This window comes from Rhizobium sophoriradicis (genome assembly GCF_025200795.1).
Taxonomy (GTDB): Bacteria; Pseudomonadota; Alphaproteobacteria; order Rhizobiales; family Rhizobiaceae; genus Rhizobium; species Rhizobium sophoriradicis.
Genome location: NZ_CP104152.1, coordinates 41,058 through 66,137 on the forward strand (window position 1 = coordinate 41,058; position 25,080 = coordinate 66,137).

At 62.2% G+C, this 25,080-nt stretch carries 28 protein-coding genes; 14 read left to right on the plus strand and 14 right to left on the minus strand.

The window, feature by feature from the left end; genetic code table 11:
• Positions 1-19: 19 nt before the first annotated feature.
• From lspA to N2597_RS00200, 3 genes are read right to left on the minus strand one after another with little or no spacing between them, the layout of a single operon-like run.
• Complete coding sequence (gene lspA / locus N2597_RS00190; protein WP_038686508.1) at positions 20-523, minus strand: signal peptidase II; 504 nt, start codon at positions 521-523, stop codon at positions 20-22.
• Positions 520-1,380 carry a TrmH family RNA methyltransferase gene (locus N2597_RS00195; RefSeq protein WP_183599663.1) on the minus strand — a complete coding sequence of 287 codons (861 nt, stop codon included), beginning with the start codon at positions 1,378-1,380 and terminating at the stop codon, positions 520-522. Before N2597_RS00195 ends, lspA begins: the two co-directional genes overlap by 4 nt.
• A complete protein-coding gene (locus tag N2597_RS00200) occupies positions 1,377-2,474 on the minus strand; it encodes a class I SAM-dependent methyltransferase (protein WP_096770672.1) in 1,098 nt (365 codons plus the stop codon). The genes N2597_RS00195 and N2597_RS00200 overlap by 4 nt, the downstream gene beginning before the upstream one ends.
• A gap of 347 nt (positions 2,475-2,821) precedes the next feature.
• Between N2597_RS00200 and N2597_RS00205 the strand changes: the two genes are divergently transcribed.
• Together N2597_RS00205 and N2597_RS00210 are read left to right on the plus strand one after the other, a co-directional pair.
• On the plus strand, positions 2,822-3,277 hold the full coding sequence (locus N2597_RS00205) for an SRPBCC family protein (protein ID WP_077991198.1): 456 nt from the start codon (positions 2,822-2,824) through the stop codon (positions 3,275-3,277).
• Positions 3,278-3,330: 53 nt separating this feature from the next.
• On the plus strand, positions 3,331-3,765 hold the full coding sequence (locus N2597_RS00210; RefSeq protein WP_077991197.1) for a GNAT family N-acetyltransferase: 435 nt from the start codon (positions 3,331-3,333) through the stop codon (positions 3,763-3,765).
• Between the two features lie 16 nt (positions 3,766-3,781).
• On the opposite strand, the gene N2597_RS00215 is transcribed toward N2597_RS00210, so the two are convergent.
• The 3 genes from N2597_RS00215 to sppA form a co-directional block, all read right to left on the minus strand.
• Positions 3,782-4,114 (minus strand): LapA family protein, encoded by a 333-nt coding sequence (locus tag N2597_RS00215; protein WP_064693582.1) that lies wholly within the window; start codon positions 4,112-4,114, stop codon positions 3,782-3,784.
• A 138-nt stretch (positions 4,115-4,252) separates the two neighbouring features.
• A complete protein-coding gene (locus N2597_RS00220) occupies positions 4,253-4,552 on the minus strand; it encodes an integration host factor subunit beta (protein ID WP_003544934.1) in 300 nt (99 codons plus the stop codon).
• Positions 4,553-4,581: 29 nt separating this feature from the next.
• Positions 4,582-5,532 carry a signal peptide peptidase SppA gene (gene sppA / locus N2597_RS00225; protein WP_096770671.1) on the minus strand — a complete coding sequence of 317 codons (951 nt, stop codon included), beginning with the start codon at positions 5,530-5,532 and terminating at the stop codon, positions 4,582-4,584.
• Between the two features lie 223 nt (positions 5,533-5,755).
• Here sppA and lptC point away from each other — a divergent pair, with 223 nt between their 5' ends.
• The 6 genes from lptC (at position 5,756) to ptsN (ending at position 11,339) form a co-directional block, all read left to right on the plus strand.
• Complete coding sequence (gene lptC, locus N2597_RS00230) at positions 5,756-6,421, plus strand: LPS export ABC transporter periplasmic protein LptC (RefSeq protein WP_038686522.1); 666 nt, start codon at positions 5,756-5,758, stop codon at positions 6,419-6,421.
• A 14-nt stretch (positions 6,422-6,435) separates the two neighbouring features.
• Complete coding sequence (locus N2597_RS00235; protein ID WP_183599665.1) at positions 6,436-7,068, plus strand: LptA/OstA family protein; 633 nt, start codon at positions 6,436-6,438, stop codon at positions 7,066-7,068.
• Between the two features lie 37 nt (positions 7,069-7,105).
• On the plus strand, positions 7,106-7,882 hold the full coding sequence (gene lptB, locus N2597_RS00240) for an LPS export ABC transporter ATP-binding protein (protein ID WP_038686526.1): 777 nt from the start codon (positions 7,106-7,108) through the stop codon (positions 7,880-7,882).
• A 205-nt stretch (positions 7,883-8,087) separates the two neighbouring features.
• Complete coding sequence (gene rpoN / locus N2597_RS00245) at positions 8,088-9,647, plus strand: RNA polymerase factor sigma-54 (protein WP_183599667.1); 1,560 nt, start codon at positions 8,088-8,090, stop codon at positions 9,645-9,647.
• A gap of 578 nt (positions 9,648-10,225) precedes the next feature.
• Positions 10,226-10,801, plus strand: coding sequence for a ribosome hibernation-promoting factor, HPF/YfiA family (hpf, locus tag N2597_RS00250; RefSeq protein WP_003570772.1), 576 nt, complete (start codon positions 10,226-10,228; stop codon positions 10,799-10,801).
• Positions 10,802-10,874: 73 nt separating this feature from the next.
• Positions 10,875-11,339 (plus strand): PTS IIA-like nitrogen regulatory protein PtsN, encoded by a 465-nt coding sequence (ptsN, locus tag N2597_RS00255; protein WP_183599669.1) that lies wholly within the window; start codon positions 10,875-10,877, stop codon positions 11,337-11,339.
• A gap of 74 nt (positions 11,340-11,413) precedes the next feature.
• On the opposite strand, the gene N2597_RS00260 is transcribed toward ptsN, so the two are convergent.
• From N2597_RS00260 to N2597_RS00270, 3 genes are all read right to left on the minus strand, one after another.
• A complete protein-coding gene (locus N2597_RS00260) occupies positions 11,414-13,753 on the minus strand; it encodes a methyl-accepting chemotaxis protein (RefSeq protein WP_183599671.1) in 2,340 nt (779 codons plus the stop codon).
• 293 nt (positions 13,754-14,046) lie between these two features.
• A complete protein-coding gene (locus N2597_RS00265) occupies positions 14,047-14,946 on the minus strand; it encodes a ribokinase (RefSeq protein WP_106797038.1) in 900 nt (299 codons plus the stop codon).
• An 85-nt stretch (positions 14,947-15,031) separates the two neighbouring features.
• On the minus strand, positions 15,032-16,255 hold the full coding sequence (locus tag N2597_RS00270; RefSeq protein WP_077991190.1) for a DNA recombination protein RmuC: 1,224 nt from the start codon (positions 16,253-16,255) through the stop codon (positions 15,032-15,034).
• Between the two features lie 299 nt (positions 16,256-16,554).
• Here N2597_RS00270 and def point away from each other — a divergent pair, with 299 nt between their 5' ends.
• The 5 genes from def to truA all read left to right on the plus strand — a co-directional run bounded on the left by def (position 16,555) and on the right by truA (position 19,574).
• Complete coding sequence (def, locus tag N2597_RS00275; RefSeq protein WP_009991320.1) at positions 16,555-17,070, plus strand: peptide deformylase; 516 nt, start codon at positions 16,555-16,557, stop codon at positions 17,068-17,070.
• 65 nt (positions 17,071-17,135) lie between these two features.
• A complete protein-coding gene (locus N2597_RS00280) occupies positions 17,136-17,396 on the plus strand; it encodes a FitA-like ribbon-helix-helix domain-containing protein (protein WP_009991317.1) in 261 nt (86 codons plus the stop codon).
• Positions 17,393-17,812, plus strand: coding sequence for a type II toxin-antitoxin system VapC family toxin (locus tag N2597_RS00285; protein WP_077991188.1), 420 nt, complete (start codon positions 17,393-17,395; stop codon positions 17,810-17,812). Before N2597_RS00280 ends, N2597_RS00285 begins: the two co-directional genes overlap by 4 nt.
• A gap of 20 nt (positions 17,813-17,832) precedes the next feature.
• The gene (fmt, locus tag N2597_RS00290; protein WP_183599673.1) at positions 17,833-18,768 is read left to right on the plus strand and encodes a methionyl-tRNA formyltransferase; all 936 of its coding nucleotides are present in this window, start codon (positions 17,833-17,835) and stop codon (positions 18,766-18,768) included.
• A complete protein-coding gene (truA, locus tag N2597_RS00295) occupies positions 18,768-19,574 on the plus strand; it encodes a tRNA pseudouridine(38-40) synthase TruA (protein WP_077991185.1) in 807 nt (268 codons plus the stop codon). The genes fmt and truA overlap by 1 nt, the downstream gene beginning before the upstream one ends.
• A gap of 17 nt (positions 19,575-19,591) precedes the next feature.
• On the opposite strand, the gene N2597_RS00300 is transcribed toward truA, so the two are convergent.
• The 3 genes from N2597_RS00300 to dapD form a co-directional block, all read right to left on the minus strand.
• Positions 19,592-20,188 (minus strand): hypothetical protein, encoded by a 597-nt coding sequence (locus N2597_RS00300; RefSeq protein ID WP_009989997.1) that lies wholly within the window; start codon positions 20,186-20,188, stop codon positions 19,592-19,594.
• Positions 20,175-21,368 carry a succinyl-diaminopimelate desuccinylase gene (gene dapE, locus N2597_RS00305; protein ID WP_077991183.1) on the minus strand — a complete coding sequence of 398 codons (1,194 nt, stop codon included), beginning with the start codon at positions 21,366-21,368 and terminating at the stop codon, positions 20,175-20,177. The genes N2597_RS00300 and dapE overlap by 14 nt, the downstream gene beginning before the upstream one ends.
• A 99-nt stretch (positions 21,369-21,467) precedes the next feature.
• Positions 21,468-22,328 (minus strand): 2,3,4,5-tetrahydropyridine-2,6-dicarboxylate N-succinyltransferase, encoded by an 861-nt coding sequence (dapD, locus tag N2597_RS00310; RefSeq protein ID WP_106797044.1) that lies wholly within the window; start codon positions 22,326-22,328, stop codon positions 21,468-21,470.
• A gap of 195 nt (positions 22,329-22,523) precedes the next feature.
• On the opposite strand from dapD, the gene N2597_RS00315 reads away from it, so the two are divergent.
• The gene (locus N2597_RS00315; protein ID WP_038686548.1) at positions 22,524-23,384 is read left to right on the plus strand and encodes an LOG family protein; all 861 of its coding nucleotides are present in this window, start codon (positions 22,524-22,526) and stop codon (positions 23,382-23,384) included.
• Positions 23,385-23,528: 144 nt separating this feature from the next.
• On the opposite strand, the gene N2597_RS00320 is transcribed toward N2597_RS00315, so the two are convergent.
• Complete coding sequence (locus tag N2597_RS00320; protein ID WP_106797045.1) at positions 23,529-24,146, minus strand: EF-hand domain-containing protein; 618 nt, start codon at positions 24,144-24,146, stop codon at positions 23,529-23,531.
• A 107-nt stretch (positions 24,147-24,253) separates the two neighbouring features.
• Positions 24,254-24,967 carry a pyrimidine 5'-nucleotidase gene (locus N2597_RS00325; protein WP_038686552.1) on the minus strand — a complete coding sequence of 238 codons (714 nt, stop codon included), beginning with the start codon at positions 24,965-24,967 and terminating at the stop codon, positions 24,254-24,256.
• Positions 24,968-25,080: the final 113 nt, after the last annotated feature.

Here is a 25,080-nt window from a genome sequence, read left to right on the forward strand (position 1 = left end):
TCAGGAATTCGATAAGATTTTAGCGGCCGACCTTTTTCGGCAGCAGCAGCTCGTCGAGAATGACGCAGGCCGCACCGATGGTGATGAAACTGTCGGCGAGATTGAAGACCGCGAAGGACCAGCTTTCGGTGTAAAAGAGGATGTAGTCGATCACATGCCCGTAGGCGAAGCGGTCGATCAGATTGCCGATCGCGCCGGCGATGATCAGCGCGTAACCGAGATGGGCGAGCCAGCGGTCCTTGGCGGTGCGATACCACAGCCAGATGACGAAGGCGACGATGATGAGCCGCATGCCGACGATGAACCAGCCGTCCATGCCCGACAACATCGAAAAGGCGACGCCGAGATTATAGGTGCGGTAGAGCGCCAGCATCGGGATGACGGGCACTACCTCCTGCAGCGGCAGGTAGTGGTCAACGGCGATCTTGACGATCTGGTCGATCAGAACGGCGGCGACGATGAAGAAGAAGATCGGCGCCGGACGCGAAAACAGCGCGGGGCGCACATAGGTCTGTTCAGTCATTTGCCCTCGGCAAGTGAGAGGAGATGGCGGCGCGCCTCGAAAAGCATGACGGCGGTGGCAACGGCGAGGTTCAGGGAATCGGCGCGGCCCTGCTGCGGAATGCGGGCAAGCGCGTCGGCCTCTTTGGCGAGCTGCTCGGGCAGGCCGGATTGCTCATTGCCCATCAGGAGCACGATGGGCTTTTTCCGGTAGTCGATCGTGCGGTAATCGACCGAGCCGGCAAGATGGGTCGCGACGACGGAAACGCCGGCCGATTTCCGCCAGGCGAGGAATTCCTCCGGCGTTGCACGTGCGACAGGCACGGCGAAGACCGAGCCCATGGTGGCGCGCACGGTCTCGAGGGAGAAGGGATCGGTTGCCTCTCCGACCAGAATGACCCCGGAAGCCCCGGCCGCATCCGCTGTGCGGATGATGGTGCCGAGATTGCCGGGATCGCGCACGCGGTCGAGCGCCACCCAGGTTTCGCCCTCCCTGGGTCGGATGTCTTTGAGCGGCTTCCAGCGCTGGTCGAAGATGCCGACGACCATCTGCGGATTGTCGCGGCGGGTGATCGAGCCGATCACCTTTTCGCTGACTTCGAGCACCAGCCCGCCCGAGGCGACGGTCTTGGCCGCCATCTGCTCGACCAGCGGCTTGCCCTTGGCGGCCTTGGCGTAGACCAGCGTGCGGATCGTCCAGCCGAGTTCGATCGCATCGATGACGAGCTTCAGCCCTTCGGCGAGGAAAGTCCCGCTTTCCTCCCGCGACTTCTTGTTCGTCAGCGCCTTGATGTCCTTGATGATGGGATTGGCGAGCGAGGTGACTTCCTTCACCTGGCCGACCCTGCGCGGTCCCTGATCGTGGAAGTCCTTGCTCATTTCGGCACCCAGCGGGAAAAGAGGGAGGTGGAAAGTGCGCGGCCCGGCGTTTTGCCGTCGAGGCCGGCCTCGCGGATCACCAGCTCGCCGGATTCGACCGCGCCGCCCGCACCCCGCATCGTCTCGCGCATCAGCTCGTGGATCGAAAAGAAGCTGGCGCGGATCGAATAGGCCGTCAGCACAAGGCCGGCCGCCTGCGGCGACAGGATCGCGCGGCAGACATCGAGCATCAGCGGCAGATGCTCGAAGAGATGCCAGACTTCGCCATTCGGGCCGCGGCCGAATTTCGGCGGATCGGTAAGGATGATGTCGTACTGGCTGCCGCGGCGCTCCTCGCGCAGGATGAATTTCATCGCATCCTCGCAGATCCAGCGGATCGGCAGCTTTTCCATGCGTCCGAGCGCCTGGTTTTCGCGTGCCCAGCCGATCGCCTTTTTCGAAGCGTCGACATGGGTAACCTCGGCGCCGGCTGCGGCGGCGACCAGCGAGGCGACACCGGTATAACCGAAGAGGTTCAATACCTTCAGCGGCCGGCCGGCCTTTTCGACCTGATCCTTCATCCAGCTCCAGTGGACGATCTGCTCGGGGAAAACGCCGACATGGCGGAAGGAGGTGAAGCGGCCGAGGAAATCGACGCCGAGCAGGTTGAGCGGCCAGGTCTCGCCGAGTGCGGCTTTCGGGAAGCGCCAGCGGCCGGTGCCTTCCTCGTCAGTATCGCCGGTAAAGACGGCATCGACCTTTTCCCAGACATGAGAGGGCAGCGAAGGCTGCCACAGCGCCTGGGCCTCCGGCCGGATGATGCGATAGGGGCCGTATTGCTCGAGCTTCTGGCCATCGCCGCTGTCGATCAGGTGGAAATCGCCGGCGCCGAGCGAGTCGAGAATGACAGGTACGCGCTCGGCCGGACGTTCGCCGCTGCGCGCCGTCAACGGACGCTCGACGGCGGCAGGCACGGCAGCTTCGCGCACCGTCTCGCGGCTGGCCGCAGGCCGCGCAACCGGCTTCGGCGGCCGTCCGCCCCGGTCGTCCCTGCGGCTTTCGCCGGAAGGACCGGAGGTTTTCTTCTGGCCCGGCCGGCGTTCTCTTTGTTTCAACGTGCTCTTCCGCGTCTCTATCGGGGTATGTTGACGGGGCTGCGTCCTCTGCCGCACCCTTTGAATTATGCAGTAGCCTAGAAAACCGTGCCGGATCAACTGCGTGTCGGCGCGGGCGTCTATTTCAAGCCGTCTGAGGCGCGCGTAGTCAAAATATCAGCATAGCTTTGACTGGACGTGCATGCGCGGAAGGGCAGCGGACACGGACTGCGGCTCAGGATGAGGAGCCTTAGAGAATGCCGCGCCGCCTATTGCCTGCTCGGGATTGGCAGATAACATTCCTCTGCGCCTTGGCAAAAGGCCTTCCCACTGGGATAAGATAGGCGAATCGGAGATAGGGCTGTCGAATGGATTTCACCGGCGAAGAACGCATCGCCGCGCCGCGGGACGTCGTCTGGGCGGCGCTCAACGATCCTGAGATCATGCGCGGCTGCATTCCGGGCTGCCAAAATATCGAGCGGCTGTCGCCGGAAAACTTCGAGGCGACGATCAAGGTCAAGTTCAGCCTGCTGTCGGCTACTTTCCATGGGCTGCTGACGCTTTCCAATGTCGATGCGCCGAGAAGTTATACGCTGTCCGCCGAAGGCAAGGGTGGTCTTGCCGGCTTCGCCAGGGGAGCCGCCGATGTCGTGCTCGAAGAGCGGGGCGCGGAGACGATCCTGCATTACCGGGGCAGGGCCGAACTCGGCGGCAAGCTCGCCCAACTCGGCGCGCGCCTGCTCGATTCGACCTCGCAAAGGCTGGCCGAAGGTTTCTTCTCCGATTTCAATGCCGCCGTCGTTGCAAAAATGGTGGCCGATTGAGTGCCGTTCGCTGTGAACTTGGCGCCGGCAGGAGCTTGGTTTAAGGGCTCATCATGACGTGGACCATCAGGCCGCCGCGGGCAGAAGACCAGGACATGCTCGCGGATATCTATCTGTCCGTTCGGCGCCAGACATTCGTCTGGGTCGATCCCGGCAAATTCCATCGCGAGGATTTTGCCGCCCATACCAGTGGCGAAACGATCCTCGTCTGCGAGCATGCCGATGGCAGACTTGCCGGCTTCCTGTCGCTCTGGCCGGAAGACGATTTCATCCACATGCTTTACATAAGAGCGGAATTCCAGGGTCTCGGTGCCGGCAAGGCGCTGCTGCAGGCGCTGCCGGAATGGCCGCAACATAAATACCGGCTGAAATGCCTGGTGAACAACCGGCGAGCGAAGGCCTTCTACCTCTCGCACGGTTTCCAAGTGACCGGCAACGGCGCGTCGCCGGAGGGGGATTATGAGGAGCTGAGCTTCTTGCCGGTTTGACGCGCCGGCAACAACATTACCGCGACGGCAGCTGGCCGGCGATATCTTCGGCGCGCGTCCGGTGGCGGTCGGCCTCTCCCTGCCAACGAATGGCTTCCTTGGCCTCTGTGCGGGCCCGTTTGCGGTGTTTGCCCTGGGTGAACCAGGTGGCGGCAGAGCCGATCAGCATGCCCGCGATCAGCGCGATGAACAGGAAGACGAAGAAGGGCGCCGAAACCGCAAGCACCGGATCGTCAGGCCGGAACGGATTGAAGGCGAGGGTGACGCTCTGCCGGTTGGCGACGCAGAAGACGATGAGAATGACGCCGAGCGGCAGCAGAATCAAGAGGTTGACGATCTTCTTGGCCATTTGAGGTCTCCATGCGCGGCGTTTTGTATCTACGCATCGGCCCGAAAATCGCTTCCGATTTTCGGGCCGATGCGTCAGCAGAATAGGAAAACCGCCGTCGAGTTCAAGTGCGGTTTCGCCGCAGACAGCCTGCGCTGCTCAATCCTCTTCGTCGGCCTGGCCGGGATTGAGCCGCTCGCGCAGCTCCTTGCCGGTCTTGAAAAAGGGAACCCACTTCTCCTCGACGAAGACGGTATCGCCGGTGCGCGGGTTGCGCCCGGAGCGGGAGGGGCGGTTCTTGACCGAAAACGCGCCGAAGCCGCGCAATTCGACGCGGTTGCCCGCGGCCAGTGCATCGGTGATCTCGTCGAGAACCGCGTTGACGATGTTTTCGACGTCGCGGTGATAGAGATGCGGGTTGCGTGCCGCAACAATCTGCACCAATTCGGATTTGATCACAGTCGCCCCCTTAAATTATTGATTTCTTATCAATCGTGGCCAACCTGCCAAACTGAAAGCAGCCCGTCAAGAAGCAACTTTGGGGGTAGGATTCCATTAATATCCTGGCCTTTGACGAGATCATCATAACCGAGGATCGTAATCAACCGCGAAACAGCCCCAGCGAGCAGAAAGGGCGTGTTGCTCTTCTTGTCCCAGTCCACCATCGGCAGATCGGCATCGACGCCGCGGGACTTGAGATAGGCGCGGATTTCGGGCTCGCCGCCGATCGTATCGATGAGCTTCGCCTGGAGTGCCTGCCGGCCGGTAAAGATCGTGCCGTCGGCGAGCTTCAGCGCCTCCTCTCGCGGCAGCTTGCGCCGGTCGGCGACCAGGTCGACGAACCAGTTGTAGCTGTCGATCACCATGTTGCGGATCATCGCCTTGGCTTCCTCGCTCGCCTCGTGGAAGGGCGAGGGCTCGGCCTTCAGCGGCGAGGATTTGATCTCCTGCAGCGACACGCCGATCTTGTCGAGCAGCGGCTGGATCTGCGGATATTGAAAGATGACGCCAATCGAGCCGGTGATCGAGCTGTCGCCGGCAATGATCGTATCGCCGGCAGTGGCGACCATATAGCCGGCCGAGGCGGCAAGTGTGCGTACGTCCGAGACGACGGGCTTCTTGGCCGATATGGCACGGATCGCCTTGAAGATTTTTTCGCCGCCATAGGTCGTGCCGCCGGGCGAGGAGATCGAAATTACCGCTGCCTTGACCTGATCGCTGGTCTCGACCTTCTTCAATCGCTCCAGAAGCTCGTCGTCATCGACGATCAGTCCGGAGATCGTCACATGGGCGATATGCGGGCGCTCGGTTCCGGCACCGCCGAAGGCGAAGCCGTAGAAGGCCAGACCAAGCGCCACGACGAGGGCCACCGCGACGATGCGCCAGAAGCCGAGCTTGCGGCGCAGCCGCCGGCGATCGGCGATGATCGAACTGTCCATGAGGTACCTCCAGCGCTGGCCCGGCGTCGGCATGGCGCCGGTCGTCGGTGAAATAGATGGCAGCGGCGCGTACGAATGCCACTTTTTAATGTTTTTCCATTTTGTTGCTTGTTGCAGAAAAAATTCCATATTGGCAAGCCAATGTAATAATGCGAAACGAACTGTGATTGGCGGCCGGCTTTGTTACGAAGGCGCGGCGATCACCGCACATGGAACGAGACCTATGCTCGATACCCTGAAGAACAACGGACAGGCCGCCTATGCGGGCTCCGGCAGGAGCGCCTATGGCGACGCGTTGTTCCATTCCGCCCGGGTGCGGCGGCTGAAGATCCTGCTGCCGGTGGCGGCCCTCATCGTCGCCGCTGGCCTCACGGCGGTGGCGCTGGTCAGCATCTACCTGCCCGAAAACGTCAAGTTCGAAGGCGCCAAGATCGAGAACGGCAAGGTCGTGATGGAAAAGCCGGCGATCGCCGGCCGCAATTCCGACGGCATCAACTATTCGATGCTCGCCGAACGGGCGCTGCAGGATATCCGCAATCCCGATTTCATCACGCTGGAGACCATCAAGGCCGCCGTGCCGATGAATGACGGCCTGATCGCCCGCGTCGTCGCCTCGACCGCCGATTACAACCGCGCCACCGACAATCTGCATATGACGGCTCCCTTCACCCTGGTGCTGAGCAGCGGCCTCAACGCGCAATTCCAGTCCGCCCGGCTCGATATCAAGGGCGGCAACATGCGCAGCGACGACCCCGTCACCATCACCAAGGATAATGCCTCCATTGTTGCGAAGACGCTTGAGATAACAGATAAGGGGCGGGTAATCACATTCGAGGGGAATGTTCGCATGAATGTCGATCCATCCACCATCCATAAACAGGGCACCTAACCAGCCGGGACATCATGACAAAAGATTGTCGCATTTCAGCTTGCAAGACTGGCTTAGCATTCATTGCCGGCGCATTTGCCCTTATTCTGACGGCCGCGGGCGCGGGCGCACAGTCGACGACCATGTCGGGCATGAAGCTTTCCAACGACCAGCCGATCCAGATCGAAAGCGATAAGCTGGAGATCCACGACCAGGAGCACACGGCCCTTTTCACCGGCAATGTCAAGGTCGTCCAGGGCACAACAACGCTGCAGTCCGGAAAGATGACCGTCTATTACAAGGACAAGGCGGCAAAGCCGGGCGCCGACGCGGCGGCGCAACCCGAAGCCAAACCGGAGCAGTCGGCCTCGCTGGCATCGGGAAGCGCCGATATCGACAAGATCCTGGTGACGGACAAGGTCTACCTGGTCTCGGGCACGCAGACGGCGACGGCCGATGACGGCAGTTTTGACATGGCCGCGCAGACGTTCATCCTCACGGCGGACCAGGGAAACAAGGTTATTCTTTCGGATGGGCCGAACGTCTTCACCGGCTGTAAGCTGACCGTTCACATGCAAACCGGCCGGGCGGAGCTTGAAAGCTGCGGCGGGCGTGTCCAGATTCAGCTCGATCCGAAATCGCAGCCGAACTCGCAGAAGCAGAACTGAACCGGCCTCCCACGTGAAATTATCATCGCTATCCACCATGTTCGGCCAGCCCGAGCCACAAGCTGCGGGTGCCGCCGACAAGAGTCGCTATCAGGGAACGCTGATCGCCCGCGGTCTGACGAAGACCTATGCGACGCGTCGCGTCGTCAACGGCGTTTCGCTGGTGGTGCGCCGTGGCGAGGCCGTCGGCCTTCTCGGTCCGAACGGTGCGGGCAAGACGACCTGTTTCTACATGATTACCGGCCTTGTGCCGGTGGATGAAGGCACGATCGAAATCGACGGCAACGACGTCACGACCATGCCGATGTACCGCCGCTCCCGCCTCGGCGTCGGTTATCTGCCGCAGGAAGCCTCGATCTTTCGTGGGCTGACGGTGGAAGAAAACATCCGCGCCGTCCTCGAAGTGCATGTCAAGGACAAGGCCGAGCGCGAGCAGAAGCTGAACGAGCTGCTGGAGGAATTTCATATCCAGAAGCTCAGAAAGAGTGCTGCCGTCGCTCTTTCCGGCGGCGAGCGCCGTCGTCTCGAAATCGCCCGTGCGCTGGCGACCGACCCGACCTTCATGCTGCTCGACGAGCCCTTTGCCGGTGTCGACCCGATCTCGGTCGCCGACATCCAGAACCTCGTCCATCACCTGACGGCGCGCGGCATCGGTGTTCTCATCACCGACCACAATGTGCGCGAGACCCTCGGTCTCATCGACCGCGCCTATATCATTCATGCCGGCGAAGTGCTGACCCATGGCCGGGCGAACGATATCGTCAATAATCCGGAAGTGCGCCGGCTCTATCTCGGCGACAAATTCAGCCTCTGACGCTGGATCAGGCTGATTTTGGGCTAAAACGGCCTGAAATCGGCATCCGTCATGCTCTCGCCGGCGCGGAAATTCACCTTGCCACTTAGTTCCGCTTGACCAAATGAGATAAAAAAGCAATTTTTGGGCCAACTGGATTTCCGTGGCCCGAGGCGTTAACTGGACGCGGTTTCCCGGAGGAATTGAGGGGAGTTTCGCGTCCGTCATGGCACTGTCCGCCAATCTTTTCCTGCGCCAGAGCCAGTCCCTGGTGATGACGCCGCAACTGATGCAATCCATCCAGTTGCTGCAGATGACGCATTTCGAGCTCAATCAGTTCATCGCCCAGGAAGTGGAAAAGAACCCGCTGCTCGAATTCCCTTCTAACGACGGCGAAGCGGGTGACGAACGGGGTGCCGGCGAGGACGAGCCGTTCGGCCAGCCGCCGGAAGATGCCGGCTCTGACGACGGCGCCGACAATCGCGCTGAGGCGCTCTCCAGCGACTGGTACGACAATGGCGGCAGCGAGAGCACCGGCCGGCTGAACGACGAGCTCGACGCCAACTATACCAATGTCTTTCCCGATGACGGCGGCCCGCAGCGCCTCGATGCGCCCGAGCTTGTCGGCCAGTGGAAGTCGATGCCGGGCAGCACCGAGGGCGCCGATTATGATCTCGACGATTTCGTCGCCGGCCAGCTGTCGCTGCGCGACCATCTCGCTCAGCAGATCCCCTTCGTCCTGCCTGACATGACCGAGCGGTTGATCGCGCAGAATTTCATCGATCAACTCGACGATGCCGGCTATCTCCAGACCGATCTCGTCGAGACCGGCGAGCGGCTCGGCACGAGCGTCGAACAGGTCGAACACGTGCTTGCCGCCCTCCAGACGCTCGATCCGCCGGGTGTTTTCGCCCGCAGCCTGGCCGAATGCCTGGCGATCCAGCTCAGGCAGAAGGACCGCTACGACCCTGCCATGCAGGCGCTCGTCGACAATCTCGAACTGCTGGCGCGGCGCGATTTCGCCACGCTGAAGCGGCTCTGCGGCGTTGACGAGGAAGACCTTCTCGACATGCTCGGTGAAATCCGCCAGCTTAATCCGAAGCCCGGCAGCGGCTTTGAGGCGGGTGTTTCCGAAGCGATCATGCCCGATGTCGTCGTCAGGCCCTCCGCGGACGGCGGCTGGTTGGTCGAGCTCAATCCGGATACGCTGCCGCGCGTGCTGGTCAACCAGTCCTATTTTTCGCGCGTGACCAGGAACGGTGAGGATCATGCCTTCCTTTCCGAGTGCCTGCAGAGCGCCAACTGGCTGACGCGCAGCCTCGATCAGCGGGCAAAGACGATCATGAAGGTGGCAAGCGAGATCGTCCGCCAGCAGGATGCCTTCCTGCTCAACGGCGTCGACCACCTGCGGCCGCTGAACCTGAAGACGGTGGCAGAGGCGATCAAGATGCACGAATCCACCGTCAGCCGCGTCACCTCGAACAAATACATGCTGACGCCGCGCGGCCTCTTCGAGCTCAAATATTTCTTCACAGTGTCGATCAGCGCCGTCGAAGGCGGCGACAGCCATTCGGCCGAGGCTGTGCGTCACAAGATCCGCGCCCTCATCATGCAGGAGAGCCCGGACGCGGTGCTCTCCGATGACGATATCGTCGACATGCTGAAGAAGGGCGGCATCGATCTCGCCCGCCGCACGGTGGCGAAATACCGGGAAGCGATGAACATCGCCTCCTCGGTCCAACGCCGCCGCGAGAAGCGGGCGCTGGCCAAGGTTGCGGGCTTCTGACGCGGGTCTCATCCAAGTGCCGGGCTCGGTCGGAACCGCATCGCCAGCCGTCCGAATTTGGTGGACTCGCTGCACGGCGTTGATTCTACTGGTATCAGACGTTTCTCAGCGTTTAGACAATTCAATTGTCACTCTAAGAGATCGCCGCCCGCCACCAACCGGGTCGAGCCGCGGCCTCGACCCCGGTGGGTTAGGGTGAGGGGCAGCCGTCGACGCCAGCCGGCCAGCAGTGATCACCGCCATAATGTTACCCGTAAGGCGGCACAGCTTAAGCGCGAAGCGTTGAAAGCCACTAAGCGGTGATCGGCGTGGGGCGCCTGTCGGCAAGGAATCCTCCGCACGTTTCCCGCGCATCGGCGCAGGCGATTTTCCGCCCTATTGACTTTTTGGTAAGCTCTGGTTAGAAGCCCGCCGCAATCGACGCCGTGAGCGCCTTTTGAAGTTATCCCCATCATCCCAAGGGCACCGAGGGCCCGCAGGCCCACGCCGATCTTGCTTGAGATTGCGCGAAGTGCTTGGATGAACCTGAGGCTTGGCGTAAACTGATACCCGCAAACGACCATAAGAAGGGAAACTCCATGAGTGTGCGTGTATCCGGGAAACATATGGAAATTGGTGAATCGTTCCGTCAAAAGATCGAGGACCAAATTGGTATGGCCATCACGAAATACTTCGACGGGGGGTATTCCGGCCAGGTGACCGTGGAAAAGGCGAGTTCTCGTTTCTCGGCAGACTGCAAGCTTCATCTCGACAGCGGGGTGGTGCTGCATGCCGCCGGCGAAGCAACCGATCCGCAGCTTGCCTTCGACGCCGCTTCCGAGCGCATCGAGAAGCGTCTGCGCCGCTACAAGCGCAAGCTGAAGGACCATCATGCCGGAAACCACCTGAATGGTTTTGCAGAAGTCTCCTACACGGTCATGGACTCCGTTCCTGATCACGAGGATGAAATTCCCGACGATTTCGCCCCGGCGATCGTCGCTGAAAGCACGAAGCAGCTGAAGACCATGTCGGTCGCCACCGCCGTGATGGCGCTCGACATGACCGACGAGCCGCTTCTCCTGTTCCGCAGCCCCGGCAAGGAACATCTGAACATTGTTTACCGTCGCCACGACGGGAATATTGGCTGGATCGATTCGGCCAATATCAAAGGCTGAGATCAGGGCGGTAAGCGGCGGTATCGCCGCCGCTTCCCCGCACATCTGATCCCGGCGACAGAAGGAAAAAGAAATGGCATTGGCAGATTTGCTCCATCAGGATGCGATCATTCCCGCCCTCAGAGTAAATTCCAAGAAACAGTTGCTTCAGGAATTGGCGGCAAGAGCCGCAAGGATCGCCGGGCTCTCCGAACGGGAGATCTTCGACGTCATCCTGCAGCGTGAACGCCTGGGCTCGACCGGCGTCGGCAACGGTATCGCCATTCCCCACGGCAAGCTGGTGAACATTCATTCGATCGTCGGCATCTTCGCCCGGCTGGAGCAGCCGGTCGATTTCGAGGCGCTGGACGACCAGCCGGTCGATCTCGTCTTCCTGCTGCTGGCGCCGGAAGGCGCCGGCGCCGATCATCTCAAGGCGCTGTCGCGCATCGCCCGCGTCCTGCGTGATCACGATCTCGTGGCAAAGCTGCGCGCCACCGATTCCGCCTCGGCGATCTACGCCTTCCTCAACGAAGAGCAGACCTCGAACGCGGCCTGAACTGCGTCTATTCCTGACAAAAAAGGCGCCTGATTTCGCAGGCGCCTTTTTTCATTATAGACGGAACGGAACGATCAGAACTCTTCCCAATTGTCCTGCGCCAAGGCGGCGGAGCCGTGCGATGGCGCGGCCGGTCGGCGGGCTGCCGGGGCTGCGGTCCTGGGCGAAGCGGCTGAGGTTGCCGGCGCGCGCATCTGCTGGGCGACGGCGGTGAGCTGAGCGGCGTTGCCCGAACCGGAGACCCGGAAGCGTGTGGCGAGCGCTTTCAGCGTCTGTGCCTCGTCGTTGAGCGCTACGCTGGCGGCGGTTGCTTCCTCGACCATCGCCGCGTTCTGCTGCGTCACCTGGTCCATCTGGTTCATGGCCTGGTTGATTTCCTTCAGCCCCACGGCCTGTTCGCTGGCGGAGGCCGAGATCTGCCGGATGAGGTCGTTGATGCCCATCACCTGTTCGGCGATCTTGTGCAGCGTGCCGCCGGCGCGCCCGACGAGATCGACGCCTTCCTTGACCTGGACGGCCGAGGTGTTGATCAGCGTCTTGATCTCCTTGGCGGCGTTGGCCGAGCGCTGGGCGAGTTCGCGCACTTCCTGGGCGACCACGGCAAAACCCTTGCCGGCCTCACCGGCCCGCGCCGCTTCGACGCCGGCATTCAGCGCCAGCAGATTGGTCTGAAAGGCGATCTCGTCGATGACGCCGATGATCCGCGATACCTCCGTCGAAGACTGTTCGATCCCCTGCATCGAGGCGATCGCCTTCTGCACCACTTCGCCGGACCTTTCGGCGTCCTGGCAGGCGAGGCTGACGTTGTCGGCCGCCGTTCGGGCATTATCGGCGCTGGAATCGACCTGCGCGGTGAGCTCGTTGAGCGCGGCCGCCGTCTCCTCCAGGCTTGCCGCCTGCTGTTCGGTGCGCTTGGCGAGGTCGGACGCGCTGTTGCTGATCTCGCCGGTGCCGGAGCCGATATTGGCGACGCTGAGGCTCATGGTGTTGATGGTCTCTTCGAGGCTAGCAAGCGCCGCGTTGAAATCCTGCTTCAGCTTGCCGTATTCGCCGGGGAAGTCCTCGGTGATGCGGTGGCCGAGATTGCCCCGCGACAGCTCGGAAAGGCCGGCGCCGACGATCGAGACGATACGGCGCTGCAGCGACACCGATTCCTGGCGTTCCGATTCCGAGCGGCCGCGCTCGGCCTCCGCCGCCTGCCGCTCTCTGGCAGCCTCGTCTTCGAGGCGCCTTGTATCGGCGAGCGCAAAGCGGAAGCCTTCGAGCGCCTTGGCGACCGAACCAACCTCGTCGCTCCGATCCTGAGCTGCGACCGGCTCCTCATATTGGCCGTCGCTCAGCGCCTTGACGCTGGCCACCAGCCCGCCGAGCGGCCGCTGAACGAGGGAACGGACGGCGAAATAGAGCGCAAGCATAACCGCGCCGAGCACGATCAGGCCGTTGATGATCATCATGTAGGTCTGGTCGTTAACCGGCGCGTTTATCGCGGTGTGCGGGACATCGGCGAGCACGACCCAGGTGGCGTTGACGCCGGGAACGGCGAAGGGATAGACGACGCGGTCGAAGGGATCGAGGCCGTCATAGGCGAGGTTCCTGACGAGGCCGGGCTGCTTGTTCGACAGCGCCGCCTTGACGACGTCGGCGCCTTCGCCGTCATATTGCTTGGTCATCAGGTCAGGGGTCGGGGCGACGATCCAGTTGCCGGCCTGCGACAGCAGCGTCACGCGGCCGGAGTCGAAAGGATGCAGCGCCTGCAGCTTGTCGGTAAGCGACTTCAGCGAAATGTCGACGCCGGCGAGACCGATCATCTTGCCGCCCGCCGTGACGGGATAGGCGATCGAGGTCAGCAGCGTCGGGACATCGGTTCCCTCGGCAAGGTAAGGCGTGGTGATCGCGCCCTTGCCGCTGTCGGCGGCGAGCTTCCACCATTCGGCGGTATAATCATTGTCGAAGGTCGAGTACTGGACGCCGCCATCCTTGGTCTTCGACCAGTAAGGCGTGAAGGCGCCGTTCTTGTTCGTGCCTTCGTCATTATTGTTGGCGATTTCGGTGGTCTTGCCGTCGAGCGCGCCGAGCTGCTCGCAGAACCAGCTGCCGAAGGCGAAGGCGTTCTGCTCGAGATTGGCCTTCAGCACATTGATCATGCCCTTGCGGTCGAGCGACTTGCCCTCATGGCCGCGGCCGATCACGCCCGACATAGTGCGCGCGGCACTGGCGAGTTCGCCGACATTGGCGGCGATTTCGTTGGCGATCGATTTCGCCTCGAGGTTGGCCTGATCCATCGTCAGCGTCTGGACGCGATCCCGTGTCTGGCCGATGAGAAAAAAGTTCGAGACGATGAGAACAAGCGCGATGGCGATGCCGGTGATGACGAGAAGTTTCGCCGCAAGCGATTTCATGCGAAAAATAAACATGGGTGTCCTCGGGCAAGGATACGCCGAACGGGCATTCTCCGGCGCAGGAGCGAAGGCATCGCCCGTCATGGAGCAGCCGCCTGCAGCGGCGCGCGTCTTTCAAGACACCACGGGACGCTGCAGCACTTTGAACTGGCGGCCGGCTGCAAAAACGAAGGGCGCCGGCGACCATGAGGAAGATCGCCGGAAATACCTTAAATTTGAATGAAACTCGACTGGTCGAGGCAAGGAAAGCCGCAGAAATTCCCTTAAAACTAACGGGGTTTCTCGGCGGCTTCGCAAAGAGACTGAAACTATATTCTGTCCGCGACGTCCTTGCTTGACGGGATCGAAGGCTGCGCCCCCGCCTTGAGGCATGCGAGCGAGCCGGCGACGGCCGCGCGGCGTAGCGCCGAGGCAAAATCGAGGCCTTCGTCGAGGCTGGCGGTGAAATAGCCGCAGAAGGTATCTCCCGCACCGACGGTATCGACAGGTTCGATTTTCAGGCCTTGCGCCCTGGAAATAACGCCGTCGCGAATGGCGATGACACCATCACCGCCGAGTGTGACGATCAACGTCTGGCCGGTCTCCTGGTGCAGGCGGTGAAGGGCCGCCTCGCGTGCCTCGGCGTCCATGCCGTCCTGTCCGGCGAGCCGCTCGAACTCGGTTTCGTTGGCGATGACGATATCGGCCAGGCGCCCGAGACGCGGCGCATCGGCAATCAGCGGCGCCAGGTTGAGGATGCTGGTGACGCCCTTGGCGCGGGCAGCCGAGAGTGCACGTTCAACGGCATCGACCGGCACTTCGAGCTGCAGCATGAGGATATCGCCTTCGCTCATCCTGCCGACCGCGGTCTCGGCATCGGCAGCCGTCACCCGGCCGTTGGCGCCGGGGACCACGGCGATCATGTTCTCGCCATCGCCGCCGACGAGGATCAGCGCCGTGCCGGTGGGGCCGTCGACATGTTTGACGAGGGAGAGGTCGGTTCCGGCGTCATCGAGCAGGGCGAGCGCGTCGGCGGCAAAGCCATCCTTGCCGACGGCGCCGACCATATGCACATAGCGGCCGGCGCGCCGCGCCGCCAGCGCCTGATTGGCGCCCTTGCCGCCGGCGGCCGTGGCAAAGCTATTGCCGGCCACCGTCTCGCCGGGCTTCGGCAGGCGGCCTGTCGTGGCGATGAGATCCATGTTGATGGACCCGAAAACTGTGATCATGAGGATGTCCCGTCCTTTGGAACATGCCGGCGACGTCATGCTCCAACTCTTGTCTGAAATGCGCGGCAGACACTGCCCGAAGCGGTCACTCCTCGTCAACCACCCGAAGCTTGAGAAGACCGGTGCGGCTTTCCACCGATTTGGCCGGGGCTTCGTCGTCGCGGGCCGGCCTGATATCGCCGCCCGCCTCGAATTCCAGCGCTTCGATCTTGGCGCCGCGCCTGGTCAGCTTGTCGGCCGAGGTGACCACCATGTCGATATCCTTCTGCGCCATGGCGAAATGGCCCTGCAGCTTGCGCACCCGCTCGTCGAGACGGCCGAGATCGTCCATCAGGGCCGCGACCTCGCCCTGGATCAGATGCGCCTGCGCCCGCATGCGCTGGTCCTTCAGCACGGCCTGGATGACCTGGATCGACAGCATCAGCAGCGACGGCGAGACGATGACGATGCGCGCCCGGTGCGCCTTCTGCACGACCGGCTCGAAATTTTCGTGGAGTTCGGCAAAGATCGATTCGGACGGCACGAAGAGAAAGGCCGTATCCTGGGTTTCTCCCTGGATCAGGTATTTCTCGGCAATATCCCTTATATGGATTTCCATGTCGCGGCGGAACTGCTGACCGGCGAGCTTGCCGGCCTCGGGGCTGCCGGCGTCGCGAATGGCGTTCCAGGCTTCGAGCGGGAATTTCGCGTCGATGACGAGCGGCGGCGCGCCGTTCGGCATGCGGATCGTGCAATCCGGCCGCGAGCCGTTCGACAGCGTCTGCTGGAAGGCATAGGCGCCCATCGGCAGGCCGTCGGCGACGATCGTTTCCATCCGCGACTGGCCGAAGGCGCCGCGCGTCTGCTTGTTGGAAAGAATGGCCTGCAGCCCGACCACATCCTTGGCAAGCGTCTGGATATTGTTCTGGGCGGCATCGATGACGGCCAGCCGCTCCTGCAGCCGCTGCAGGTTCTCATGCGTCGATTTGGTCTGCTCGGTGATCGTCGAGCTCATGCGCTGCGACATGCCATCGAGGCGTTGGTTGATCGACTGATTGAGTTCGCTTTGCCGCGCGCCGAAGACCTCGGCCATGGCGGTGATGCGGCCCTGCATCTCCGCCTGGATCTTCAAAAGCTCGGCCATGCGCATCGCACTCTCCCTGGCGCGCAGATCCGCCTCCTCCGCCTGTTCGCGGCGAAGGCCGGCGGCGCGCAGAAAAAGCACGATCACCAGCAGGATGAGGGCTGCAAGAACGCCGCCGGCCAGCGCCAGCATGGCCGGGCTGATGGAGGCGACGGAAGCTGCGAGCGATTCGGAAGTGACGGTCATGGCGCAACCATAACAGAAGATGCGGCAAGATATAGATCAAAACGTGAACGCAACCGGCGATCCTCAATATCTTCCGAGGCCGCGCGTCTTGTTCGCAAAGCCGAAAATCGCGGCCGAGGTGGAGAACCTGATCGCGCTGCGCAGCGCTTCCGGGCAAGGCCGGACGGCCGTTCGGTCATTGCTGCCCGCCGGGCGGCGTGAGACAAATATGGCGGAATTCCGGGCGGGGATGCAAAAAACAGCAATCCCCGCCTGCCGGATAATTCCATAGTGGGAAAAGATGGGTTATGGGAACGCCCATGACCATCAAGCCACTCATCATTCTTCCCGATCCCATTCTCCGCCAGCTGTCCCAGCCGATCGAGCGGGTGGACGCCGACCTGCAGCGCCTTGCCGACGACATGCTGGAAACCATGTACGACGCGCCGGGCATCGGTCTTGCCGCCATCCAGATCGGCGTGCCGCGCCGCATGCTCGTCATCGATGTGTCGCGCGAGGGCGAGGAAAAGCAGCCGCAGGTCTTCATCAATCCCGAGATCGTCAAATCCTCCGACGAACGCTCGGTCTATGAGGAAGGCTGCCTGTCGATTCCCGATTATTATGCCGAGGTCGAACGCCCGGCTGTCGTCTCGGTCAAATATCTCGACCGCAATGGCAAGGAACAGACGGTGGAAGCCGACGGCCTGCTCGCCACCTGCCTGCAGCACGAGATCGACCATCTGAACGGCGTGCTGTTCATCGATTATATTTCGCGGCTGAAGCGAGAGATGGTGATCAAGAAGTTCACCAAGGCGGCGAAATCCAAGACGCTCTGAGCGTTGCGTTGAAAATGATTCGACAAAGCATTATGATATCGTTGATATCATAATGGAGGTGCCGAATGGGTGACCTGCTTATTCGCGATGTTCCAGACGCAATGAAGCGGCAACTTCAGGAAAGCGCGCAGCGTAATGGCCGCAGCCTTTCGGAAGAGGCGATCGAAATCATCCGCCGGCAGATTGCGGTCGGGCGTTCGGGGGCTTCCGCCGGGCAGCGCCTGCGCTCGCTGATGAGCGATGAAAAGTTAAGCGATGAGGAAGTGGAAGCTATCGCCGCATCTCGTCACGAACACGACCGCGAACCGCCGCGCTTCGACACATGATCGTCCTCGATACGAATGTGATTTCCGAGTTGCAGGGGAGGACCCATAGCGAGCGGATATTGAGCTGGCTTGATGGTTACGACGTCGAGATGCTTTTCCTGACGACGATCGCCGTCGCTGAAATGCGCTATGGTCTTGAACTTCTTAATGACGGCAGGCGGAAGGCAACATTGATATCCGACTTCAACAGGATCGAGTCGGAATTTGCCGGCCGCGTGCTCGGTTTTTCCCTGAGCGCGGCCAATCGTTACGGCCTCCTGGCCGCGCAGCGCAGGAAGGCGGGACGGCCGATGGAGACCAAGGACGCGATGATCGCCGCCATCTGCCTTGCAAACGGCGCCACGCTCGCCACCCGCAACACCAGAGATTTCGAGGGGCTTGATCTCAAGCTCGTAGACCCGTTTGAAGACGGTTGATCCTCAATTGGCGAGATAGAATGTCTCTTAGCATCATTTTCATGGGAACCCCGGAGTTTTCGGTTCCGACCCTGCGCCTGCTCGTCGACGCCGGCCACAGGATCGTCGCCGTCTATACGCAGCCGCCGCGGCCGGGCGGGCGGCGCGGGCTCGATCTCCAGAAATCGCCGGTGCATCAGGCGGCCGAGCTGCTTGGTCTCCCGGTCTTCACGCCGGTCAATTTTAGGGATGCGGAGGAGCGCGAGAGGTTTGCCGCGTTCAAGGCCGATGTCGCCGTCGTCGTCGCCTACGGGCTGCTGCTGCCCGAGGCGGTTTTGAACGGCACTCGCGACGGCTGCTATAACGGCCATGCCTCGCTACTGCCGCGCTGGCGGGGTGCTGCGCCGATCCAGCGGGCGATTATGGCCGGCGATGCAAAGACCGGCATGATGGTGATGAAAATGGACAAGGGTCTCGATACCGGCGCCGTCGCCCTGACCCGTGAAGTCGAGATCGGCCCGAACATGACGGCTGGCGAATTGCACGACCGGCTGATGCAGGTCGGCGCCAAGGCGATGGCGGAAGCCATGGTGAAGCTTGAAATGAACGACCTGCCGCTGACGCCGCAGCCGCAAGACGGCGTGCTTTACGCCGCCAAGATCGACAAGGCCGAGACGCGCATCGACTTCGCAAGAGATGCCAGGGATGTGCACAATCATATCCGTGGCCTGGCGCCATCCCCCGGCGCCTGGTTCGAGCTTGAGATCGGCGGCAGGCCGGAACGGGTAAAGGTGCTGGGCTCGGAGCTGGCTGAGGGGCAGGGCGCCGCCGGTGAGCTGCTGACGGACGATCTCGTCGTTGCCTGTGCTTCCGGCGCGGTGCGGCTGACCAGGCTGCAAAAGGCAGGCGGCAAGCCGCTCGCCGCGGCCGATTTCCTCCGGGGCACGCCGCTTGGCGCAGGCACGAGGCTCTCCTGATGCCGCGTTACCGCATGACCGTCGAATATGACGGCGGCCCCTATGTCGGCTGGCAGCGGCAGGAGAACGGTCCGTCGGTGCAAGGTGCGCTCGAAGCCGCGGTGCTGTCGTTGACCGGCGAGACCGTTTCGGTCCGGGGCGCCGGCCGCACCGATTCCGGCGTCCACGCCATGGGACAGGTGATTCATGTCGATCTTTCCAAGGAATGGTCGCCCTATCAGCTGCAGAATGCGCTGAATGCGCATCTGAGGCTTGCCGGCGAGCGCGTCTCCATTCTCGACGTCGAGGCGGTTCCCGAATTCTTCGATGCTCGCTTCTCGGCGCTCCGTCGCCATTATCTCTACCGTATCGTCAGCCGCCGGGCGCCGCTGGCGCTCGAAGCCGGCAAGGCCTGGTGGGTGCCGAAGACACTCGACCATGAGGTCATGCATGCCGCCGCCCAGCGACTGGTCGGCCGGCACGATTTCTCCACCTTCCGCTCCGCCCACTGCCAGGCAAACAGCCCGGTGCGCACCCTCGACCGGCTCGACGTGACGCGCAGCGGCGCGCTGATCGAGATCCGCGCCACCGCGCAGAGCTTCCTCCACAACCAGATCCGTTCCTTCGCCGGCACGTTGAAGCTCGCCGGCGAAGGCAAGTGGACGCCCGACGATGTCGAGGCGGCGCTCGAAGCGCGCAACCGCAAGGCCTGCGGCCCGGTGGCGCCGCCCGACGGGCTTTATTTCCTGCAGGTGGATTATCCCGAGGTGATCACCGACCGCCGCAGGCCGCTCACTGACACCGATGACGGTGACGATCTATCGTAGAGCCTCCTCGTCCCGGCTCATGCGGGATAGATGCCGAGGAAGTGCTGCAGATATTCCGAAAGGATCATCGACGGCACCAGCAGCACCAGCGTCAGCGCGCCGACCATCAGCGCGTGATCATGGCAGATCATCCGGAGGATTCGTGCCAGCGCGAAGACCTGCGCCAGCATGAAGGCGAGCAGCAGCAGCGAGACGAGGCCGACGGTGCCGGGCAGGAAGAACACCAGCGCCAGCAGCAGGCCGTTGATATAGGAGAGCGGCACGCCGAGCCAGTTGACGCTGACGACGACGGGGGCGAAGCGCTCGCCCATGCGGAAGGCCAGCAGCAGCAGCCCGGCAAAGACCAGCGGCACGAACCAGTTGGCGACCTCGACGAGGCCGAGCCTGATAAAGAAGGCAAAATCGACGTCGGCTTCCGGCGGCATCGACCGCAGGAAGGCCTGTCGCCACCACAGCCAGGAAATACCCATCGGCGGCAGGCACCAGGCCATCGCCCAGAACGATCGGTTGACGCCGCGCTCCGACAGATCGAGGAAGCGGAAGCCGCGCGGATCCATCCGGATCAGCAGCCACAGGCCGGCCAGATAATACTGGACTTCCTTAAGACCCGGCATGGGCGAACCAGCGGTCGATGAAGGTCTCGTAGATCGCCGTCAGCGTCTCCAGATCGGCAACGGCGACACGCTCGTCGACCATGTGCATCGTCTGACCGACCAGGCCGAACTCGACAACCGGGCAATAGTCCTTGATGAAGCGGGCATCGGACGTGCCGCCGGTGGTCGAAAGCGCCGGCGACCGGCCGGTGACGCTTTCGACGGCCGAAGACAGCGAGGCGATCAAAGCATTGTTGCGGGTGAGAAAGACGTGGCTCGGCCGGTCGGCCCAGACGATATCATATTTCACCGGCTCCCGGCCCGGACGCAGTTGACCGTCGCCGGCGGCGGCATCGAGCCGCCGCAGGATTTCCGCACGCAGCGTGTCGACCGTCCAGCTGTCGTTGAAGCGGATGTTGAAGCTTGCCGATGCCTTTGCCGGAATGACGTTGGTGGCAGGATTGCCGACATCGACCGTCGTCACTTCGAGGTTCGACGGCTGGAAATCGTCGGTGCCGCCGTCGAAGGGCGGATCCATCAGCGCCTGCGTCAGCTGGACGATGCCGCGCACCGGATTGTCGGCGAGGTGGGGATAGGCGGCGTGGCCCTGCACTCCGTGCACGGTGATCCTGCCCGACAGCGACCCGCGCCGGCCGATCTTGATCATGTCGCCGAGCCGGTCGGGATTTGTGGGTTCACCGACCAGGCAGGCGTCCCAGTGCTCGCCGCGCTCAGCCGCCCATTGCAGCAGCTTGACCGTGCCGTTGATCGCCGGACCTTCTTCGTCGCCGGTAATCAGCAAGGAGATCGAGCCGGCCGGCTCGCCGTTCTTTTCGATATGGCGGGCGACGGCTGCGACGAAGCAGGCGATGCCGCCCTTCATGTCGACGGCGCCGCGGCCGAAGAGCTCGCCCTTTGATATCTCGGCGGCAAACGGCGGATGTGTCCAGGCGCCCTCGTCGCCGACCGGCACGACGTCGGTGTGGCCGGCAAACATCAGGTGCGGGCCGTCGCGGCCGAGGCGGGCATAGAGGTTCTCGATATCGGCTGTGCCCTCTTCGCGTGCCGTCACCTTGTCGACCGTAAAGCCGAGCGGCGTGAGCATGGCGTCGAGCGCCGCGAGCGCGCCGCCTTCGGCGGGCGTCACGGACGGGCAGCGAATCAACGTCTGGAGATTGGCGACGGGGTCGGTAGCGGTCATGGCGTCGAACTATCCGGCGGGAATGGCAAAGACATGGCAAGGCGGAGCCGCCTCGCGTAAAAGAAGCCGTCTGTTTACCGGATCAATGTGCCGGTGTCATCAATCTCTGAGCAGCTCGTTGATGCCGGTCTTGGAGCGGGTCTGTTCGTCGACGCGCTTGACGATGACGGCGCAGTAGAGATGCGGCGCCGGCTGGCCGTTTGCCATCGTCGCATTGGCCGAAGCCATCGAACCGGCGACGACGACCGAATAGGGCGGCACTTCGCCGTACATCACCTCGCCGGTGGCGCGGTCGACGATCTTGGTCGATTTGCCGATGTAAACGCCCATGCCGAGCACCGAGCCTTCACGGATGATGCAGCCCTCGACCACTTCGGACCGGGCGCCGATGAAGCAATTGTCCTCGATGATCGTCGGGCCGGCCTGCATCGGCTCCAGCACGCCGCCAATGCCGACGCCGCCGGACAGATGCACATGTTTGCCGATCTGTGCGCAGGAGCCGACCGTCGCCCAGGTGTCGACCATCGTGCCTTCGCCGACATAAGCGCCGAGATTGACGAAGGACGGCATCAGGATGGCGTTGGGCGCTATATAGGCCGAGCGGCGCACGACGCAGTTGGGAACGGCGCGGAAGCCCGCGGCGCGGAACTGGTTCTCGCCCCAGTTTTCGAACTTCGAGGGAACCTTGTCCCACCAGGTGGAATTGCCCGAGCCGCCCTTGACCACCTCCATGTCATTGAGGCGGAAGGACAGGAGCACCGCCTTCTTCAGCCACTGATTGACCGTCCAGCTGCCGTCGGTGCCGCGTTCGGCCACGCGGACCTTGCCGCCGTCAAGCAGATCGAGCGCCGCGTCCACCGCATCGCGGACCTCGCCCTTCGTCGACATGTTCACATTGTCGCGATTGTCGAAGGCGGTTTCGATGGTTTTTTCGAGGGATGCGAGGTCGGTGGCGCTCATGAGAATTCCTTAAACTTCGATCTCTATCGTGGAGACGCCGAAGTCTCCTGAAATGCGATCGGTGTGGGTATATCCTGCTCTATAGCATGCACCCGTAGAACGGAATGATTTTTCCGACAAGATCATATCTGGTTTCAAGGCGTTATAGCGACATATCCGGCAGTTGATGCTGCCAATACTGAAAGGCATTTGGACATGGCGAAGGGACGAAACGGCGGTTCTAGGCGCAAGGATGGCGTATGGGACCCGCTAAAAAGCAGTTCGACCGACAGGCAGCGGGCGCAAGCCGTGCCGAAGACGCCGCAGACGATGTCGCCGGCCTATCGTCTTGCCTATGTCGACGAGGATTTCCTCTGCCGCGAGGAGCTGCGGCCGATCCGCCTGCAGCTGGAACTGCTGAAGACCGAGATGATGCTGACGGAACGCGGCATCCGCTCGACCGTCGTCATGTTCGGCGGCGCCCGCATTCCTGCCCCCGGCCAGAGCGCCTGGGCGGCGCGCAACGACATCCAGCGCGCCAATCTGGAGGCGGCGTCGATCTATTATGACGAAGCCCGCAAATTCGCCCGGCTCTGCTCGAAATATTCGGCGAGCTTCGATTTCCAGGAATATGTCATCGTCACCGGCGGCGGTCCCGGCGTCATGGAAGCGGGCAATCGCGGCGCGGCCGACGAGGGCGCACCGTCGATCGGCCTCAACATCGTGCTGCCGCATGAGCAGGCGCCGAACGCCTATGTGACGCCGGAGCTCAGCTTCAACTTCCACTATTTCGCCATTCGCAAGATGCATTTCATGGTGCGCGCCAAGGCGATCGCGGTCTTTCCCGGCGGCTTCGGAACGCTCGACGAATTCTTCGAATGCCTGACGCTGATCCAGACCGGCCGCATGGAGCGCCTGCCGCTGATCCTGTTCGGCGAGGCCTTCTGGCGAAGCATCATCAATTTCGAGGCATTGGCCGAATTCGGCACGATCGCGCCTGATGACGTCAAGCTGATCAGCTTCGTCGACACGGCCGACGCCGCATGGAAGATCGTTCAGGATTTCTACGAGCACTGATGCATGTCGCCGGGAAGTGTGCAGCGGTTCCGGGATTACGACATGCATAAAATGAAAAAGCTATAGCGCGTCGCATGGTTTCATCCGACGCTTTGACATGGCTCTTTCCCCACCGGAGCGGGGAAAGAGGGCAATGGTTTAGCCTTACAGAAGCGGCCGGTCGGGCATATCGTCGATCGAGATGACGCCGTCCTTGTTGCGGTCCATGCGGGTGAACAGCTTATCGAAGGCGGCGACCGCTTCCTGTTTGGAAATCTGGCCGTTCTCGTCGGTGTCGGCCCGGCGCATCATCATCGAGGCGCGCATGAAATTGCCGCCATGGCGCATCCAGTGATGGCCGTCATGCCCGCCGGGGTTTGGCCGCCCGGGCTCGCCGTCAGACATGTCGGACGCAGTCTTCGCGTCCCTTTCGTCGCCGGCCTCCTGCTTGTGCTGATCTTTCATCGCCTGCAGCTGCGTCTGCCGGTACTGGCGGATTTCGCCGGGGGTCAGCGAGCCGTCATTGTTGGTGTCGATCGCGGCGAAGATCTTGTCGAGGCCGCTGGTCGCTTCCTCCTTGGAGACCTTGCCGTCCTTGTTCGCGTCGAACTCCTTGAGCATGCGGACATAGGTGATTTCGAGGAAGGCGTCGCGGCCCGGACCGTCCATGCCGGCATGATGCGGGCGCGGCCCGTTGCCCGGTGCGGCAAAGCTTGTCCCGGCGGCTGCGCCGAAAACGAGGACGGAGGAGAGCGCTGCCAGTATCAGCTTGTTGCGGTACATCGTGTTTCCCTTTCGTAAGGTGTCCCCTCACGAAAGACGCTATGGCAGCGGGCCGGAAAGACCCAGTTAAACATCGGTAAGCTGGGTGAAACTTTGGTAAGGTGACGTCAACCGGATCTGGTCACCTTGCCGAGAAATGCAGCAAGGTCATCGGTGACGAAATCGATGTGATCCTCTTCGCCGCTCGTCTTCTCCCACCATTCGACGACCGTCTCTTCCAGATTGCGCGGCACGAGCAGCACGGTCTGCATGCCGAGCGCCTTCGGCACCGTCAGATTGCGCGGCAGATCCTCGAACATCGCCGCCTTGCCCGTGTCGACGCGCTTCAGCGCCGCAAACTTGTCATAGGTCGCCTGCGCCGGCTTGGGCACGTAATCGGCGGCGACGATGTCGAAGATATCGTCGAAATGCTCGAGAATGCCGAGCGCTCCTGCCGTCATCTCGGCGTGCTTGACGCTGCCGTTGGTGAAGATGAATTTACGTCCCGGCAGCGCCTTGATGGCCTGCCCGAGTTCCGGCTGCGGCATCAGCGCCGAATAGTCGATTGCATGCGCCTTTTCGAGAAAGTCGTTCGGATCGATGCCGTGATGGATCATCAGACCCTGCAGCGTCGTGCCGTGCTCGAGATAATATTGCTTCTGCAGCTTGCGCGCCTCTTCTCGCTCCATCTGTAAGAGCGCGGCGACATAGGCGGTCATGTTCCTGTCGATCTGCGCGAAGAGATTGACATGATGCGGATAGAGCGTGTTGTCGAGGTCGAAAACCCAATCCGTAACGTGGTCGAAATCGGCTTTTTCGGGGGTGCGGTCGATCTTTGTCATGGCGGTCTTATGGCATGGCTGCCGTGGGAAACCAAAGGGCTTTTGCTCGAGTTTCCGCTTTCCCGTCGCCTTCTTGAAAATGCCGCCAGATTTTCACAACTTTAAAGAGATTC